Raw genomic sequence first — 19820 nt, forward strand, 5'->3', positions numbered from 1 at the left:
AATAGTAAGGTAAAAATATGCATATTGCAGTTACAGGAAACATCGGCGCAGGCAAAACGACACTGACGACTATGCTTTCAAAACATTACGGCTGGGATGCCCAGTTTGAAGACGTGGACCACAATCCTTATCTGGAAGATTTCTATGCAGATATGAGCAAATGGAGCTTTGCCCTGCAGATCTACTTCCTGGGAAGCCGGTTCCGCCAGGTAAAGGAAATCCGGGAAAGCGGAAAAAATATCATCCAGGACCGTACCATCTATGAAGATGCCCACATCTTTGCAGAAAACCTGAATGATATGAAGCTGCTCTCCGAGAGGGACTTCAACAATTATATAGCGGTTTTCAGCCTGATGAAATCATTCATCTCGGCACCCGATCTTTTGATTTACCTTAAATCTGACGTGCCCAACCTGGTAAAGAAAATTTATAAAAGAGGAAGGGAATATGAAGCCTCCATCAGCATTGAATACCTTTCCAAGCTCAACCAGAAATATGAAAGATGGATTTCAGATTATACCGAAGGCAAACTGCTGATTATTGAAGTAGACAATCTGGATTTCGTTGAGAAGCCCGAGGATTTCGGATTTATCCTGGAAAAAATAGAAGGGGAGCTGAACGGCCTGTTTTAGAAAACAGATGTAACATGCTGTTGGTTTATCCTTCTTTTCTTAACTTTACAGTAAACCAACAGAGCAGATCCGTTATTAGATCCAATTGAATGATATAGAATAGAATAATATGTTAGTAAAAGTTTTACATAATGGCAGTTGTTCAAAATCCAATGCGGTTTTGGAATACCTTGATGAAAACGGGGTTCCGTTTGAAATGATTAATTTTATGGAAGAACCGCTGAGTGAACCGGAAATTAAAACACTTTTAAAGAAGATGAATCAGGATGTTTCCCATATCATCAGGAAGTCCGAAAGATTGTATATGGAAAAATTTGCCAATAAAAACCTGTCTGAAGAAGAGTGGATCAAAGTTTTATCTGAAAATCCTTCCCTGATCCAGAGACCGATCCTTGTTAAAGGTTCCGTAGCCATGCTGGGAAGGCCGATTGAAAACGTAAAATTCTTTATTGAAAAATAATCAGTTACTGAAAGTAAATAAAAAAGTCAGCAGTAATGCTGACTTTTTATGTTCTATAGTAAAATGACACCTTCTATTTTTGCCACTTCTTTATAAATAACGATGACCTGATCGGCGTCCAGAACAAATGCATTGATGTTGCATGCCGTATATTTGCCGTTTTTGCTCTCGCGGTTTCCCAAAGTAAATTTAATACCGTCGAAAACCTTATAAATTTCGGTCAGTTTTGCCTGATCAGTCGGAATGATAAATTTAAATAAATAATCCTCCGGAAAATCATGATGATCCTCCAGTTTCTCCTTCAAGGAATTATAAAAATCCTCAGGATTCGCATGCTGGTTTCCCTGTAATATGTCCATTTACAAATTTTAAATATAATTTAAATATACTGAAGATTTTTCTATTTTCCAAGCGGCCCTAAAAGCGACTTTGAATTTTCGACTTCGTAATTCTCAATAATGTTAAACATTCCGTTGACTAACTGCTCGGAGGCCAGCTGGCTAAGGCTTCCTGCACTTACCGTCGTTTTATTTCCACCCAAGAGGCTGCCTAAAAGATTTCCTCCGGCCAGAGCGGTGTTGATACTTTTAACAATCCCGTACTGGTTCAGCTGCTCGTCCACTTTCGGTGTAATGGCCAATACCAGCTGCTGGGCTGTTTTCTCTTTCAGGATCCGGGTGGCCGTGCCTTTTTCTCCCTGAATAATCCTTGTGACATCCTGTGCATTTAAACTGTTGACTGCATTAACTAAAATCGGCTTTGAAATGTTAACCGTATAAACGGCTGCATCTGCAATATATGCCCTTTCTTTGGCAACGAGTGCCGGTGCCACTTTTTCCAGCAAGGCATTGATTTCCCTCAGCTGTTTCGGAAGTGCTTTGTCTACCATATTATTCTGCAGGAACGTATCTTTGTTGCTGTAGATATTTACCCCTTTTTCAATCCCGTTCAAAAGGAACCGCTTAATAATCGAAAGGCCGACATCAGTTGTCGCTAAAGTACTGCAGGATTGCATGGTGGTATGGATAACAGCTCCTGTTCCCATTACAAGGGCAGCAGCAATAATGTATTTTTTCATTGATCTTGGTTAAACTTTATATATTTTCAAATACCGAACCAAATGTAAGTACAAAAATTATTTTAACAAATTTTAAAATAATGTTAATATTTCGATATGGATCATGTTTAGGATTCAATTTTAATAGATATTAATAAATTTTATGATAAGTAAATAATTGGTTCCAACTTCCAGTTAATGACCCATACGCTTAATTAATATCTGATTCTATTCAAAATTAGAGTTATTGTTGATAATTATTTAAAATTCAAAAGATATGGTTGCCATTTGACTAAATATTTTTTGCTTAAAAATCAATATAAAATAATTAAGTGAAATTAACATTATTAAAGATATTTTTATAATTTTGAACAATGTCTTTTTTTGAGAATAAGTTATTGTTAACAAAAAAGCATGTAAAGATTAATTTCTTCTCAGATTGATTGTACGAATAAAATTAAACTATATGAAACAAAGTGATTTAAAGTATTCATGTCTCATTGCTGTTCTCTACTTCGGTATGAACGTCAATGCGCAGACTACACCCGGAGATACTGTTGCCAAGGAACAGAAAATTGAAGAGGTGGTGCTTGTGGGATATGGTACACAAAAAAAAGAGAATGTAACAGGGAGTATTGGGGTTATCTCGGCAAAAGATTTAGCTGACAAACCCAATGCAAATCCATTAAGTTCTGTGCAGGGAAAGGCATCTGGTGTTCAGATTTTCAATTCCGGAACGCCTGGAGCATCACCAAGGGTAGATATCAGGGGTATTGGTTCTATAACAGGAAGTACGGTATTTATTGTTGATGGATCTATTACTACAGATATTTCATTTCTGAATCCTCAGGATATAGAATCGATGAGCATTCTGAAAGATCCGTCCAGTTTGGCGATCTATGGTGCCCAGGCCGGAAATGGTGCTGTTATTATAAAAACCAAAAGCGGCAGAGGAAAAAAGCCTACCTTTAATTTCAATTCTTACCTCGGGATTAAAACCGTAACAAATATTCCGAAAATGGTAAATGCAGATCAGTATATAGAATTGCACAATGAGAAGCTTATGAATGATAACGGATCTAGTGCCGGATCTATTTCCAGGGCCAACTTTCCTGCTGATACCAATTGGTTTAAGGAAGTTTTCCGTCCGAGTTCAATCAATTCAAATGATTTTTCTGCCTCAGGAACCGTTGGTAAATTAAATTATTACGGAAGTGTGGGCTATTTGCAGGATGAAGGTAATCTGGATGCAGGAAAAGGCATTAACTCCGGAAGTAATTTCAAAAGGTTTACCGCTAAGGCTAACTTGAGTTATAAAATTACTGATTTCCTTACCATTGGCGATAATTTTACATTTTCTAAAATAGTAACCAATGCAGCAAATAATCCATTGCTGAATGCTTATAATGCTCCTCCTGTATACTATCCTATAGATCCTTCATCAGGTACCTATCAATACTTTACATTAGTTACTGTTAACAACCCACGTGCACAATTGGATCTATTCAGATCTCAAAACAGACAGCAGAGATTATTGAATAATGTTTGGGCAGAAGTTAAGTTTCTAAAAGATTTTACTCTCAGGAGTAGTTTGACTAATGATAATCTTAATTCTAATCTTTACGAATATACGCCGGCAATTACTTATATTCCTCAGCCTAGTATTTCCGGTCTTATAACAAGAGACTCCAAAAACAGAGATTATGTTTGGGACAATACATTAAACTGGAGAAAAAATTTTGGCAATCATAATTTTGATATTCTTGCAGGTTTTTCCAGGACACAGAATTATTACAATCAGATATACAGAAATGCTTCCAATGTTAATTATGACGGGACCAATGGCTCTCTCGATATCGCAAACGGGACCAATGTTTTTGAAGTTGGAATGTTTGATGCTTCCAGAGATGTTGTTCCAAGATTAAGCAGAATACAGTCTTTCTTCGGAAGAGTTAATTATGATTATGCAGGAAAATACCTGCTTAACGGATCTATCCGTAGAGATGGATCTTCAAACTTCAACCAGAACAGAAATGAAGTTTTCCCATCTGTTAGTGCAGGATGGATCGTTTCAAAAGAAGGATTTATGAGCAATCAGAATATCTTCAATCTTCTTAAACTTAGAGGGAGCTGGGGTAGAACAGGTAATCCTAACGTACAGAACGGTGCCTATACTTTATTTGCTTCTAATATAAATTCAGGTGCTTACTTTGGCTCCACAGGATCTCCTGCAGCTACGATAGATAATTTCATAGACACTTCTATCAGCTGGGAAATTACAACAGGTAAAGATTTTGGTGTAGAGATGGCATTTCTTAACAACAGTTTGAAATTTGAAGCGACCTATTTTGATAAGGATACTAAAGATGTTGTGTACGGTATCGTTCAGGGAACTGTTTCAGGGGCGTCAAACTGGAACAGTTATATTACCAATGCATTTTCTTTTAAGAATAAAGGGGTAGAATTATCTTTTAATTATGATAAAAAACTATCAGAGAAGGTAAGAATAGGTGTTTATGGAAATTTCACATCACTTAAAAATGAAATTACTTCAGTTTTTGGAGGCTCATATGCTAATGCAGGAGCCAGTCTTTTTGGTAATCAGATTGTAAGATTACAGGCTGGTCAGCCGGTAGGTTCTTATTATGGATATGAGGTTGCAGGAGTATTCCAGACTAATGCTGAAGCTGCAGCATCCGGACAGACAGGAGCGAAGGCAGGATGGTTCAAATTTGTGGATCAGGATGGTAATGGAGTTATTGATGAAAAAGACAAAACGTTCTTAGGAAGTCCGGTTCCAAAGGGGACTTATGGATTCGGAGTTAATATGAATGTTTCGGATTTTGATTTTGCTATAGATTTCCAGGGTGTTTTTGGAAATAAAATTTATAATTACAACAGAGAACAGCGGTATGGTAATGAGAGCTGGGATTTAGATTTTTATAACAACAGATGGCATGGTGCAGGTACATCCAATTCATATTCTATGGTGACCAATAACCAGTCTGTTATCTTACCAAGTAGCTTTTATGTAGAAGATGGAGGATATTTCCGTATCAGAAACATTCAGGTAGGATATACTTTACCGAAAGGCTTTTCGAAATTGCCTAATTTCAACAGAGTGAGATTGTATGTAAGTGCACAAAACCCATGGACAAGTTTCAAATATAAAGGATTCTCACCGGAGATTAACAATACAGATAGGGTTCAGATGGGTATTGATAATAATATATATCCTTTATCTGCAATTTATACATTTGGTATGAACTTAACTTTTTAATTAGAAAATCATGAAAAAAATATTTTTATCAATAACATTAATTGCTTTATTAGTGGGATGTAAAGATGAATATCTTGACGTCGAGCAGCCAAACAGAACTAAGGCGGAAGCATTTTTCACTACTCAGGATGATGCAGTTCGGGCAACCAATGCTATTTATTCGGCTCTTAGAAGTTGGGAGAACTCGGCATTTCCTGCTCAATTCGTTTTCGGAGTTCCTGCTGATGATGTTGAGAAGGGATCAAACCCCGGAGATGCTTCTTTTATAAATGCATATGATCAGTTCACCTATACAGCAAGTGACTCAGGTGTAGAAGGATATTGGATTGGCCAATGGCAATTTGTAAACAGATGCAATCAGGTGATTACCAATGTTCCTAATATTAATATGGACGCTACACTTAAAACTAGACTTGTTGCTGAAGCAAAGATGCTACGTGCATATTTCTACTTTAATTTAGTCAGGATATATGGAGGCGTTCCAATCTTTGATGGACTCCCTGCAGACGGAAACTATAAGAGTCCAAGAAAATCTGTGGAAGAAGTATATAACTTCATTATATCCGATCTTGTCAGTGCTGCAGCTGTTTTGCCACAGTCTTATGGTGCTTCGGAATTAGGAAGAGTTACCAAAGGCGGAGCGTTAGGATTATTGTCTAAAGTATATTTATACAAAAAAGATTGGCAAAAAGCATACGATACATCAAATCAGGTTATGGCAATGGGATATGGTTTAGATCCTGATTTCAATCATTTATTTCGTCCTGCAGGAGAATTCGGGACAGAATCTGTAATTGAGGTAAATTGTCAGTGTTCTACACAGTTTGGCGGAAGTCAATATGCTGAAGTACAAGGGGTAAGGAATCAGTTTGGATGGGGTTTCTTTACACCTACATCAGCTTTAGAGTCAGCTTTTGAAACCGGTGATATTCGTAAAGAATTAACTATCCTCAGGGAAGGAGAAACCACTTTGGAAGGTGATTTAATTAAAAAAGGAGATCCCCAGGCCGGTAATATGTGGAATCAGAAAGTGTATGTTCCAAAATCTCTTAACGACAACAATTGCGGGTCGTATGGATCTATTCAAAACATCAGAATACTACGTTTTGCAGAAATCCTTCTGATTAATGCTGAAGCAGCTAATGAGTTAGGAAATACGGCAGTAGCTGTCACTAATCTCAACAGGGTTAGAACAAGAGCTGGTTTAGCAGTAACAACGGCTGCAACACAGTCTGCATTAAAAACGGCTATTTGGAAAGAACGTAGAGTAGAGCTTGCTATGGAAGGTGATCGTTTTGTGGACTTGGTAAGGACAGGCCAGGCAGCTACGGTTCTAGCACCATATGGATTTAAGGCCGGGAAAAATGAAGTCTTCCCAATCCCATTTAATTCAATTACACAGAGTAGCGGTGTTTTAACCCAAAACCCCGGCTACTAAAAATTTTATATAATTTTAGAGGAGAATGAAAGTTCTCCTCTTCTTTTAGTATTCTGTTTAAAAAAAGATTTCATGAAAAGGATTATACTGTCAATTACCGCAATATCGCTTCTTGCAGGCTCCTGCAAAAACACCCAGGTCAAACCCGATACTTCCCGATCATCAGCCGTACAAAGTAACATCACTGACAACCAGCTTATGGACAAAGTCCAGAAAGAAGCCCTTAAGTATTTCTGGGAATATGCAGAACCCAATTCATTATTGGGAAGGGAACGCTATCATGAAGACAACATCTATCCGGATAATGATAAACATGTGGTGACGACAGGAGGTTCAGGATTCGGACTGGCGACCATCTTAGTTGGTGTGGAGAGAGGATTCGTTCCGAGGAAAGAAGCGGTAAAACGATTGACCGGCATGATGGATTTCCTGGCAAAAGCAGACCGCCACAAAGGAGCATGGTCGCATTGGATCAATGGGGAGACCGGGAAAACCGTTCCTTTCGGCAAAAAAGACAATGGTGGCGATCTTGTGGAAACCGCATTCCTGACGTCAGGCATATTGATGGTCCGGGAATATTTTAAAAACGGAAATGCCCAGGAAAAAGCCTTGGCCAAAAAGTGCGATGAACTCTGGAAAGGGATTCAGTGGAACTGGTACACCAAAGGAGGCGAAAAAGTCCTGTACTGGCACTGGTCGCCGGATTACGCGTGGGAAATGAATTTTCCGCTTCAGGGATATAACGAATGCCTGATTACCTACATTCTGGCAGCATCTTCGCCCACTTATTCCATTGATGCAGAAACCTATTATAAAGGCTGGACCAGAAACGGGACTTATCTTTCAGATAAGGAAAAATACGGGCTTCCGATGTACGTAAAACACAATGGCGCGGAAGAATATGGGGGTCCGCTGTTCTGGGCGCATTATTCTTACATCGGTCTGGATCCGACCGGTCTATCCGATAAATTAATAAAAAACTATTTTGATTTAAACAAAAACCAGGTCTTGATCGATTACCGGTACTGCATGGAAAACCCAAAACAATGGAAAGGGTACGGCCCCGATTATTGGGGACTGACAGCGGGTTATTCAAGGAACAAAGACGGCAGTGCAGGCTATGATGCCCATTTTCCGCAAAATGATCATGGAATAATTACGCCGACGGCCGCGCTGAGCAGCTTTCCGTACACACCGAAAGAATCCATGGATTTCTTAAGGTTTATCTACACGCAGAAGCCTGAATTTATCGGTTCCGCAGGGCCGTATGACGCAACATCCATCCATTATAACAACTGGACTACCCCAAGGTATCTGGCGATCGACCAGGGAACCATTGCCCCGATGATCGAAAATTACCGTACCGGATTTTTATGGAAGCTGTTTATGAATGCTCCTGAAATCCAGCAGGGACTGAAGAAATTAAGCTTTACCTCTTCCAGATACAATATTAAATAATTTGTATAAGTCGGTTCATCCTACCGGATAACCTGTAGATTTTTATAAATTTGAAGCTGGTTCCCGCTTTCCGCACTCGCTATTTTTCTTTTTCAAAGAAAAATGAGCTCAGACAGATGCTGCAATCGGGGCTAATTAACAAAAATGCTCATATGAAACTCAGACTGCAATTCATACCTCTTCTGTTTCTTCCGTTTTCCTTAAGCCTGAATGCCCAGGAAATCAAAGCAGAACTCAATAAAGAAGTAAAAAGACAGGAAAAAATTTCCTATATCTTAGATTATCCCCAGAAAACCAAAGGAAATGTTCCTTTGATCGTATTCCTGCACGGATCAGGCGAAAGAGGGAATAACCTTGAAATCGTAAAGGCACACAGTCCGTTCACCTACAAAAATCTGATCAAAGAACCGGTAGCGATTTTAGCGCCGCAGTGCCCGGAAAATATGTGGTGGGATACCGTAACGGTCTACAACCTGATTAAAGAAATCCAGGCGAAGTATAAAATCGATGCTTCCAGGATTTACCTTACCGGGCTTTCCATGGGCGGCTGGGGAACCCTGAAACTGGCTATGGAACATCCTGAAATGTTTGCGGCCGTCGTTTCGGTGTGCGCTCCTACAGACCGGGTGATGTATGCCAACATCGATCAGTATAAAAATCTGCCGATGAAAATCTTTCACGGCGGTATGGACGATGTGGTTCTACCCGAAAATGCTTTGAATTTTTATCAGGCACTTCATCCGGTAAACCCAACCGCAGAATTAACCATTTTCCCGAACGATAACCACAATTCCTGGGATTCCACCTATTCAAATCCTGCATTGTATGAATGGATGCTGGGTAAACGAAAAGAAAAGTAAAATAAAATAACAAATAGAAATATAATTAAGAAGATGGATTTATGAAATCGAAGATTCACGAATTCCTTAAAAAATGAAGAAGTTATGCGTAAAAAATTAATTGTAATCGCCACTCTGGCACTTGCTCCGGTATTTTCCGCACAGGAAATGGTCAATAAACCCGTTCAGTCTTACCAGACGGCTAATTATCAGGCTAAAAAGAAAGCCTTTGTGGATAATCTTTTGTCTAAAATGACCTTAGATGAAAAAATCGGACAGCTGAACCTCCCAAGTTCAGGCGATTTTACCACCGGACTGGCAAAAAGTTCAGACATCGGCAAAAAAGTGGAGCAGGGATTAGTCGGTGGACTGTTCAATATAAAAGGTGCGGAGAAAATCAAAGCCGTACAGAAAGTAGCCGTTGAAAACAGCCGCCTGAAGATTCCTTTGATTTTCGGGATGGACGTGATCCACGGGTATGAAACCACTTTCCCGATTCCATTGGGATTGGCCGCTTCATGGGATATGAACCTCGTTCAGCAGTCCGCCAGAGTAGCGGCTAAAGAAGCGGCGGCAGACGGAATCAACTGGACGTTTTCTCCGATGGTGGATATTTCCCGCGAACCGAGATGGGGAAGGGTTTCCGAAGGTTCCGGCGAAGATCCTTATTTAGGCAGCGAGATTGCGAAGAATATGGTGTACGGTTACCAAGGGAAAGACCTTGCCAACGGAACCAATATCTTGGCCTGCGTTAAACACTTTGCTTTATACGGAGCCGGGGAAGCGGGAAGGGATTATAATACGGTGGATATGAGCCACGTAAGAATGTTCAATGAATATTTTCCGCCTTACAAAGCCGCTGTTGACGCAGGGGTGGCTTCAGTAATGGCTTCTTTCAATGAAGTGGACGGGGTGCCCGCAACCGGAAGCAGATGGCTTCAGACGGAAGTACTGAGGAACCAGTGGAAATTCAAAGGCTTCGTTGTAACCGATTATACCGGAATCAATGAAATGGTGGATCACGGAATGGGAGACCTTCAGCAGGTTTCCGCATTGGCTCTGAAAGCAGGGGTTGACATGGACATGGTAGGTGAGGGGTTTTTAACCACGTTAAAAAAATCTTTAGCCGAAGGAAAAGTAACCCAGGCGGAAATTGATATGGCCGCCAGAAGGGTTCTGGAATCAAAATATGATTTGGGCCTATTCGATAATCCATATAAGCATGGTGATGCCAAGTTAGCGGCAAAAGAAGTCTACAGCATGGAAAACCGCAACATCGCGAGAAGCACTGCTGCCCAGTCGATGGTACTGATGAAAAATGATAAGCAGGTGCTGCCCTTGAAAAAATCAGGGACCGTTGCCGTAATCGGCCCGTTGGTGAATAACTCAATGAACATGGCCGGAACCTGGAGCGTGGCAACAAAACATGCTATTTCCGTCAATCTGATGCAGGGCCTTCAGGCAAATTATGGCAAAGAGGTGAAATTCCTGTCTGCCAAAGGTGCCAATATCGATTATGATGCTAAACTGGAAGAAATCTACGCCGCGCACGGGAAAAAAACCGACAGGGACAATCGCTCCAAAGAAGCGTTATTAAAAGAAGCAGTGGACATTGCCAATAAAGCGGATGTTATCGTCCTGGCTATCGGGGAATCTGCGGAAATGAGCGGTGAATCTTCATCAAGAACCGAAATCACCATTCCACAGTCTCAGGTAGACTTGCTGAACGAACTGAAAAAAACCGGGAAACCGATTGCCATGGTATTGTTTACCGGCCGTCCATTGGCCCTAACCAATGTGAAAGATACGCCTGATGCCATCCTGAATGCCTGGTTCCCGGGATCAGAAGCAGGAAGCGCTGTTGCAGATGTTCTTTTCGGAAAAGTAAACCCTTCAGGAAAACTTCCGATGACCTTCCCGAGAAGCTTAGGGCAGGTGCCGATTTATTACAATGCCAAGAATACAGGCCGTCCGCTGGATCAGACTCTGACCGATAAATGCGAATACCAGAGATTCCGTTCCAATTACATGGATGAGTGCAACACGCCGCTGTATCCGTTTGGCTATGGATTGAGCTATACGAAATTCAATTATTCGGATCTTACGGTTTCCAATGCCAATCCGAAAGGAAACCAGGCTGTTCAGGCATCCGTAACCGTTACGAATTCCGGAAATTATGACGGGGCAGAGGTGGTGCAGCTGTACATCCGGGATTTGGTGGGAACCATCACCAGGCCTGTTAAAGAACTGAAAGGATTCCAGAAAGTAATGCTGAAAAAAGGGGAATCTAAAAAAGTAACCTTCGATATTACGCCTGAAAATCTGAAATTCTATAACGGTGACCTGAAATACGACTGGGAGCCAGGAGAATTTGATATCATGATCGGAACCAGTTCCGAAGACGTAAAACATTCAAAAATCAACTGGACCAGATAATCCATACAGGCCGCTCAGAGATGAGTGGCCTTTTTTATCTGCCTTGTTTTTATGATATGGAACCGTTATATCATCTTCCGTTTCCACTTCAGCATCTCTTGCCCGTGCATGATGTTAGGGGTTCAGGTTCTTAAAGAGGTTAAGTTTAATTAATGATCATTATGAAAAGGCTGTCGCAAGGAAATCCTTCATAAAAAAGCATTTTTCTCTCTCAACCAAAATCCGTATTTTTGTGCATCTAAAAGTAAAGAAAGAATGAATTCCTACAAAAATCCATTGGAAGAGCGCTACTCCAGTGAAGAAATGTTATTTAATTTCTCACACAATAACAAATTCCGTACTTGGAGACAGCTTTGGATTGCTCTTGCTGAAATTGAAAAAGACCTTGGGCTTGACATCACAGATGAGCAGATTGCTGAATTGAAAGCCAATGCAGAAAACATCGATTATGATAAAGCAGCGGAGTATGAGAAAAAATTCCGTCATGATGTCATGGCCCATGTTCACACCTATGGTGACGTGGCACCTTCAGCAAAAGGAATTATCCATTTGGGAGCAACTTCGGCATTTGTAGGAGATAACACCGACTTGATTCAGATCCGAGACGGGCTTTTAATCTTAAAGAAAAAGCTGGTTAACGTGATGAAAAATCTTTCTGATTTTGCCATCCAGTATAAAGATCTGCCAACTTTAGGCTTTACACATTTTCAGCCGGCTCAGTTAACGACCGTAGGAAAAAGAGCGACCCTTTGGTTACAGAGTCTGGTTCTTGATATCGAAGAGCTTGATTTCTTCCTGGAAACACTGCGTTTCAGAGGCGTAAAAGGAACGACAGGAACGGCTGCCAGTTTTCTGGAGCTTTTTAACGGTGATTATTCAAAAGTGAAACACCTGGATAAGGAACTGTCAAAAAGATTCGGTTTTGAAAAGGTTTTCGGTGTTTCCGGACAGACGTACGATCGTAAAATTGATGCGAAAGTAGTGGCTTTATTAGGAAATATTGCCCAGTCTGCACACAAATTCACAAACGATCTGCGTCTGCTTCAGAACCTTAAGGAAATTGAGGAGCCGTTCGAGAAAAACCAGATCGGTTCATCGGCAATGGCCTACAAGCGTAACCCGATGAGAAGTGAAAGAATCGGGGCATTGGCAAAATATGTAATGTCTCTGACCACAAGTTCGGCCATGGTAGCTTCAACACAGTGGTTTGAAAGAACACTGGATGATTCTGCCAACAAAAGGCTCACCATTCCGCAGGCGTTTTTAGCGGTGGATGCCATCCTGCTGATCTGGAACAACATCATGAACGGAATCGTGGTGTATCCGAACAGGATCAACAAACATATTATGGAAGAACTTCCCTTCATGGCGACGGAATACATCATCATGGAAGAAGTGAAAGCCGGCGGTGACCGTCAGGAAATTCACGAAGTGATCAGGGTTCACTCCATGGAAGCTTCCAAAAAAGTAAAAGAAGAAGGAAAGGAAAATGACCTGATCGAAAGAATCTTAAACGACGACTCGCTGAAATTAGACAAATCGAAATTAAAAGAAGTCTTGGATCCTAAAAACTTTATCGGTTTTGCACCGATCCAGACGGAAGAATTCATTGCCCATGAAGTGCAGCCGATTATTGACGCAAATAAGGATCTGATAGGTTTGGAGGCAGATCTTAAAGTATAATCAACAATATGCAGTCTTTTCGGCTGCATATTTATTTTATTAAAGTATCAGATCTTTGATAAAGTTTAAAAATATAATTTCATCTCAATGAAAAAAATACTTTTACCGTTTTTATTGGCGCCGATGATTTCTTTTGCTCAAAAAAAAGAAGTTTTAAAATATTTCATATCGGAGGATTCCCTGGTCGGGGTAAAAAACCAGGACGGTAAAATCATCATTCCGGCTCAGTTCAGGATTTTCTCAGATATGGGAAATCGTGAACGGATAGATGATGAAACCATTTATTTCGACGGTTTTAAGAAAGATGAAATAAAAGAAAAAAATGCCTGGGGATATGTGTATGACAGGAAAGGGAATTTTCTGTACAGGCCGTTTTTCTATGATAATGGAGCTGATTATTTCTCAGAAGGCGTAAGAAGGTTTGTTAAAAACGGAAAGGTCGGTTTTGCAGACCGGAACGGGACGATTGCAATTGAAGCTAAGCATGATTTTGCATCGTCTTTTAATTATGGATATGCTGCATTCTGTGACGGTTGCGATTGGGAAAAAACCGAAGATGAGCACAAAGCAATAGTAGGCGGAACCTGGGGCGTAATGAATTTTAAAGGGGAAATTGTTCAGCCTGTGGCAAAATCTGAAAATACGGTTGAAATTGACGGAAAATATTACCCTTATCCATTCAGATACAATGAAAAAGAGAAGAATATTCTTCAGTTTTTTGAAAAATACAATAAAAAGCTTTCAGAAATAAATTATGTCAATCATTACAACAAAATAGCTGAAAACGAAAAGAAATTATTCTTTGAAATTGTTGAGCGGCCAAAAGGGAATTTCCCGTTTTATCAGGTATACGCTTATGATTACGGAAAAATGGAAGCAGGGTTGTCAGGTTATAAATTTTTAGTTTCAGAAGACGGCAAAGATGTCTTCGCTCTGGAATATGACAATGAGAAAATTCCTTTTGAAAAATGGCTGAAAAAACAAATAAAAGAAGCCGAAAAATATCAGAAAGAGCATCCGGATAACCCGAATAAATTAAGATAAAACCCGGATTAAACTCACTTAGGAAAGTATAGCTGTACTTGTTTTTGCTCGGCATTTATGAAAAATCATATATAGAGTGATAAGATGGTTTATTCAATAAATGAATCCAATGACAGTTCCAAAGGTCATAATCCGGTATTGTATTACAAGAAAAAGGTTGAGGTTAGAGAAAGTAAAAAGAGTAAATTTGTGATATGACACCCGAAAGAGCAGCCGGTAAAGTTGGAATAGGAACCAAAAATATCATACCGGCAATCTGAAAATCAGAAGGATCAAAATAAAGATAAATCTAATATTAAAATCTGATATCTAATTTTAATTATGTTACAGAATCATCAACAATTACTTACCGATTTAAAGAAACTCGTTGACATGACAAGAGGTCAGGTTGCAGTTAAGGTAAATACGGCAATGGTAGTTCTGTACTGGAAAATTGGACAAAGAATAAATGAAGATGTTTTAGGCAATAAAAGGGCAGAATACGGTAAAGATGTAATTTTGCATATTTCCCGGTACCTTACTGTAGAATTTGGAAGTTCCTTCTCTGAAAAAAATATCAGGAAAATGATGCAGTTTGCATCCGTCTTTGATAATTTTGAGATTGTCGCATCAGCGATGCGACAATTATCCTGGACCCATTTTTTACTGCTGATTCCTATCTCTCAAGAAACCAAGAGGAATTTTTACCTTGAAATTTGTAAAATTGAAAATTGGAGTGTCCGTACCTTAAGAGAAAAAATTAATTCTATGCTTTTTGAACGGACTGCTATAAGTAAAAAGCCTGAACAGATTATCGGCAAAGAACTTAAAAATTGGTCTGAAAATAACATTTTAAACCCCGATTTGGTTTTTAAAGATCCCTATTTTTTGGACTTTTTAGAATTGAAAGATACTTTTTCTGAAAAAGATTTAGAAGAATCCATTATTGTGGAACTTCAAAAATTTATTTCTGAATTAGGAAGCGATTTTGCATTTCTTTCAAGACAGAAGAGAATTACAATAGATAATAGAGATTACTATATGGATTTGCTTTTCTATCACAGAAAATTAAAATCTTTAGTGGTTATAGAATTGAAATTGGGAGAATTTGAAGCTTCACACAAAGGCCAGATGGAGCTTTATCTTTCATACCTTAATAAATATGAAAAAATAGAAGGCGAAAACCCGCCGATTGGTTTAATTCTTTGTTCAGGAAAAAACTCCGAACATATAGAACTGATGAATCTCGAAGCTGATCATATAAAAGTAGCAGAATATTTTATCGTATTGCCTCCGAAAAAAGTTTTACTTGAAAAATTACATCGTTCAATTGAAATAGCAAAGAATAAATTTGAAAATAAATAATAAGTCTAATCATACTAAATATCTGACATCTAATGTCTCAAAACAAAAGAATTTTCGTAGAAAAAAGAGGAGTTTTCGATGTGGAAAGTCCAAAAATTTTTGATGAAGTGCAGGCAGTAGCTCCACAAGCAAAAGGAGTGAAAGTGTACAATATATATGATATCTTCGAATTGAATGACGGAGAATTTCAAAAGGTGGTCAACAGCACTTTCGTAGATCCGGTTACGGATATTCTACACACGGAAAATCCTGCAGCATCCGTTCATTTTGCCATGGAATTTTTGCCGGGGCAGTATGACCAGCGTGCCGATTCGGCACAGCAGTGTATCGCTTTACTTACAGAGAATGAAAAATCAAAGGTAAGAAGCGGAAAACTGATTCAGTTTGAAGGCATTTCCGAAACGGATCTGGTGAAGATCAAAGACCTTTTGATCAACAAAGTGGAATCTCAGGAAAAAGATTTGTCTGTTCTCGACATCCCTGCAGAAGAACAGCCGTCGGAAGTTCTGATACATGAAGGTTTCATCAATTTTGATAATGCCCGGCTTGCCGATTTCTATAATAATCACGGTTTTGCACTGGGTCTGGATGATCTGAAATTTATTCAGGAATATTTCAGGACTGAAAAAAGAAACCCTACGGAAACCGAACTGAAGGTGTTGGATACCTATTGGAGCGACCATTGCCGCCACACGACTTTTGAAACGGAGTTGTCGGACATTCAGTTTGAAGGACCGTTTAAACATACTTTGGAAACCATTTTCAATGATTATATCGAAAAAAGGAAATTCTTAGGCCGCGAACTGAAACCGATTTCGCTAATGGATCTCGCAACCGTTTGTGCCCGATATTTCCACAAAACCGGAAATCTGGAAAACCTGGTGGTTTCAGATGAGATCAATGCCTGTACCATCCGGATCGAAGCGGAATACGACGGTAAGAAAGAGCCGTGGTATTTATTATTCAAGAATGAAACGCATAATCACCCAACGGAAATCGAACCGTTCGGTGGCGCATCAACATGTCTGGGAGGTGCCATCAGAGACCCTTTGTCCGGACGTTCTTATGTTTTCCAAGCCATGAGACTGACGGGTGCTGCTGATGTCCTTGAACCGGTTGATCAGACCTTACCGGGAAAATTACCTCAGAAAACCATTACCAGACAGGCGGCCAACGGATATTCTTCATATGGTAACCAAATTGGCCTGGCAACTACGATGGTTTCCGAGATCTATGATGAAGGTTACAAGGCGAAAAGAATGGAAGTAGGTTTTGTGACCGGAGCCGTGCCTGTGGATTGGGTACGGCGTGAAAAACCCGCTGCCGGAGATTCGATCATCATCCTGGGCGGGGCAACCGGCCGTGACGGTGTTGGCGGGGCAAGCGGAAGTTCAAAAGAACAGGACGAAACTTCGATCCACACCATGAGCTCTGAGGTCCAGAAAGGAAATGCCGTGGAAGAGCGCAAGATCCAGCGTTTGTTCAGGAATCCTGAAGTGACGAAACTGATTAAAAAATCAAACGATTTCGGTGCAGGAGGGGTTTCCGTGGCCATCGGTGAAATTGCCGATTCCCTGGAAGTGAATCTGGATGTGTTGCCTTTAAAATATGAAGGGCTGAACGGGACCGAGCTTGCCATTTCTGAATCCCAGGAAAGGATGGCGGTTGTGGTGGATCCGAAAGACAAAGAACCGTTCATCAGGTTCTGTGAAGCTGAAAACATTGTGGCCGTTGAGGTGGCAAAAGTAACGGATTCCGGAAGGATGCAGATGTTCTGGAAAGGAAATAAAATTGTAGACCTTTCAAGGGAGTTTTTAGATACCAACGGCTGTTCAAAAAGCCAGGAAGTAAAGATTACCCATCTTGAAGAAGTGAAAACGGAAGATCAGCCTTTCACAAAAGAAGCGCTGCTTGAAATTTTAAAAGATAAAAATGTAGCTTCCCAGAAAGGCCTGCTGGAAATGTTTGATTCGTCCATCGGGGCAACAACCGTTGCGATGCCTTTAGGCGGGAAATACCAGCAGACGTTAATGGAAGGGAGCGTGCAGACCTTGCCGGTTTTGGGCGCAAAAGATATTGAAACGGTTTCTCTGGCAAGCTGGGGCTTTGATGCCGGCATTTCAAAACAGAATTCACTGCTGGGAGCCTCTTATGCCGTTGTTGAAAGTGTAGCGAAAATCGTTGCCATGGGCGGCGATTACAGGAATATCAGGTTAAGCTTTCAGGAATATTTTGAAAAATTAGGCCAGAATCCTGAAAAATGGGGTAAGCCTTTAGCTTCCTTGCTGGGGGCTTATGATGCGCAGATTAATCTTGGTCTGGCTGCCATCGGAGGAAAAGATTCAATGAGCGGAACCTATCAGGACCTGAATGTACCGCCTACGCTGATTTCTTTTGCCTGTGCCAATGGTGAAAAGGCAACTGTCATCTCTCCGGAGTTGAAAAATGAAGGAAGTAAAATCTATTTCTTCAACCATACAGCTCAGGAAAACGGACTTCCGGATTATAATGCTCTAAAAGAAATTTTTGAGCTGGTTTTTGAAAACATCAAAGCCGGAAAAATCATTTCCGTAAAAACCGTTAAAGAAGGCGGTGTTGCCGTAGCTTTGGCAAAGATGGCCTTCGGAAACAGGTTAGGTGCTGAAATTACAGTTGATGAAAACGTTTTGCTGACTAAAAATATCGGCAGTTTAATCATTGAATCCAAAGAAGACCTGAGCACGGTCAGCCTTCAGCTTATCGGTGAAGTCAAAAATTCCGGAGTTTTGAATATCAATGGTGTTGAATCTCAGCTTTCAGATCTTGAAGCTGCTTACACCGGGACTTTTGAGCATCTTTTCCCGACGGTTGAAAAAGAAAAACTGACGGTTGAGCTGGATGCAAAATTAAACTCAGTCAATCCAAGAAATATCACCATCAAAAAGCACGGAGTTGCCAAGCCGAAAGTATTTTTACCAGTTTTCCCGGGAACCAACTGCGAGTATGATACCCTGAATGCCTTTGCAAAAGAAGGGGCAGTGGTGAGCAGCCTGCCTTTGATCAATATCAACCACCGTTTGCTGGATGAAAGTATCGATGCATGGGTGGAAGAAATCAGGACTTCACAGATTTTAGCCTTCTCCGGAGGGTTCTCAGCGGGTGACGAACCGGACGGCTCTGCAAAATTCATCGTCAATGTCCTTAAAAACGAGAAGATGAAGAATGCCGTTCATGAACTGCTGGAAAGAGACGGAATGATTATAGGGATCTGTAATGGGTTCCAGGCTTTGGTAAAATCCGGGCTGTTGCCTTACGGAAAAATCAGTGATCTGGATGAAAATTCTCCTACACTGGCTCATAATGCGATCAGAAGACATATTTCCCAGATGGTTAACGTGAAAGTGCTGAATGATGAAAGTCCGTGGCTGAAAGGAATGAAAGGACAGGTATTCACCATTCCGATTTCCCACGGTGAAGGCCGTTTCATGGCGTCGGAAGCAGAGATCCGGAAGCTGTATGAAAACGGGCAGATTGCCACCCAATACCTGGATATGGAAGGGAATATCGCTCACGGAATGCCGTTCAATCCGAACAATTCCCTATTCGGGATCGAAGGGATTACCAGCACATGCGGTAAAATCTTCGGAAGGATGGGCCACCCGGAACGTTTTGCAGAAGGGCTGATGAAAAACATCCCGACCGCAAACTATCATAACATATTCAAAAATGGAGTCGAATACTTCAGATAAAAATAACAAAAAAGTGGCTGTCATTAATGGCAGCCATTTTTCTGACCTGGCCGGATTCTATGAAGAGGTATCCGGCGTGCTGATGAAAGATGCAGGCTGGAAGGTAGGAACGTTAGATGGTTTCGATGATATACTGTACGGCGGTTTCGGAGTATTTGAAAACCATGAAGACGTCGAAATGGTCTGGAAAGATTCGCACAAATCAAAAAAGGATTTAGGCTTTGAACTGACCGGAGAATTTTATGAGCATAAGATCAGGCAGGGGAAACCCTTCAATGTGGATTTGGCACGGCAGAAGCTTGACGAACTGATGGCCGGAACCGGCCAGACCCTGTTTGGAATTTTAGTTGAAATCATAGAATCGCATAAAAATATTACGCTGGTTTTAGATTGATAATTTAAAACAATAAAAAAGTTAAAT

Annotated in this window: 14 protein-coding genes; 12 read left to right on the forward strand and 2 right to left on the reverse strand. The window is 40.5% G+C overall.

The genetic code is table 11. From position 1 onward, the window contains the following. Positions 1 to 17 precede the first annotated feature (17 nt). Positions 18 to 632 (forward strand): deoxynucleoside kinase, encoded by a 615-nt coding sequence (locus SD427_RS07640; protein ID WP_320560680.1) that lies wholly within the window; start codon positions 18 to 20, stop codon positions 630 to 632. Positions 633 to 741: 109 nt separating this feature from the next. Further along, positions 742 to 1092, forward strand: a complete 351-nt coding sequence (locus tag SD427_RS07645; RefSeq protein ID WP_320560681.1) for an ArsC/Spx/MgsR family protein — start codon at positions 742 to 744, stop codon at positions 1090 to 1092. Between the two features lie 53 nt (positions 1093 to 1145). On the opposite strand, the gene SD427_RS07650 is transcribed toward SD427_RS07645, so the two are convergent. Both SD427_RS07650 and SD427_RS07655 read right to left on the reverse strand, forming a co-directional pair. Continuing rightward, on the reverse strand, positions 1146 to 1451 hold the full coding sequence (locus tag SD427_RS07650; RefSeq protein ID WP_320560682.1) for a DUF493 family protein: 306 nt from the start codon (positions 1449 to 1451) through the stop codon (positions 1146 to 1148). A gap of 41 nt (positions 1452 to 1492) precedes the next feature. Continuing rightward, positions 1493 to 2170: a DUF4197 family protein gene (locus SD427_RS07655; RefSeq protein WP_320560683.1), complete on the reverse strand. Its 678-nt coding sequence runs from the start codon at positions 2168 to 2170 to the stop codon at positions 1493 to 1495. 445 nt (positions 2171 to 2615) lie between these two features. Between SD427_RS07655 and SD427_RS07660 the strand changes: the two genes are divergently transcribed. From SD427_RS07660 to SD427_RS07705, 10 genes are all read left to right on the forward strand, one after another. Further along, entirely contained in the window at positions 2616 to 5429 is a 2814-nt protein-coding gene (locus SD427_RS07660) for a SusC/RagA family TonB-linked outer membrane protein (RefSeq protein WP_320560684.1), read from the forward strand. A gap of 10 nt (positions 5430 to 5439) precedes the next feature. Beyond that, complete coding sequence (locus SD427_RS07665; protein WP_320560685.1) at positions 5440 to 6867, forward strand: RagB/SusD family nutrient uptake outer membrane protein; 1428 nt, start codon at positions 5440 to 5442, stop codon at positions 6865 to 6867. A 72-nt stretch (positions 6868 to 6939) separates the two neighbouring features. Beyond that, a complete protein-coding gene (locus SD427_RS07670) occupies positions 6940 to 8325 on the forward strand; it encodes a glucoamylase family protein (RefSeq protein WP_320560686.1) in 1386 nt (461 codons plus the stop codon). 152 nt (positions 8326 to 8477) lie between these two features. Then, a complete protein-coding gene (locus SD427_RS07675) occupies positions 8478 to 9185 on the forward strand; it encodes a prolyl oligopeptidase family serine peptidase (RefSeq protein WP_320560687.1) in 708 nt (235 codons plus the stop codon). Positions 9186 to 9269: 84 nt separating this feature from the next. After that, complete coding sequence (gene bglX, locus SD427_RS07680; protein ID WP_320560688.1) at positions 9270 to 11600, forward strand: beta-glucosidase BglX; 2331 nt, start codon at positions 9270 to 9272, stop codon at positions 11598 to 11600. Between the two features lie 255 nt (positions 11601 to 11855). After that, complete coding sequence (purB, locus tag SD427_RS07685) at positions 11856 to 13283, forward strand: adenylosuccinate lyase (RefSeq protein ID WP_320560689.1); 1428 nt, start codon at positions 11856 to 11858, stop codon at positions 13281 to 13283. A gap of 87 nt (positions 13284 to 13370) precedes the next feature. Continuing rightward, on the forward strand, positions 13371 to 14327 hold the full coding sequence (locus SD427_RS07690; protein WP_320560690.1) for a WG repeat-containing protein: 957 nt from the start codon (positions 13371 to 13373) through the stop codon (positions 14325 to 14327). 321 nt (positions 14328 to 14648) lie between these two features. Continuing rightward, positions 14649 to 15671: a PDDEXK nuclease domain-containing protein gene (locus SD427_RS07695; RefSeq protein ID WP_320560691.1), complete on the forward strand. Its 1023-nt coding sequence runs from the start codon at positions 14649 to 14651 to the stop codon at positions 15669 to 15671. Between the two features lie 32 nt (positions 15672 to 15703). Further along, the gene (locus SD427_RS07700) at positions 15704 to 19399 is read left to right on the forward strand and encodes a phosphoribosylformylglycinamidine synthase (protein WP_320560692.1); all 3696 of its coding nucleotides are present in this window, start codon (positions 15704 to 15706) and stop codon (positions 19397 to 19399) included. After that, positions 19377 to 19793, forward strand: coding sequence for a ribonuclease inhibitor (locus SD427_RS07705; RefSeq protein WP_320560693.1), 417 nt, complete (start codon positions 19377 to 19379; stop codon positions 19791 to 19793). Before SD427_RS07700 ends, SD427_RS07705 begins: the two co-directional genes overlap by 23 nt. The last annotated feature ends 27 nt before the right edge of the window (positions 19794 to 19820 follow it).

The organism is Chryseobacterium sp. JJR-5R (genome assembly GCF_034047335.1).
Lineage (GTDB): Bacteria > Bacteroidota > Bacteroidia > Flavobacteriales > Weeksellaceae > Chryseobacterium.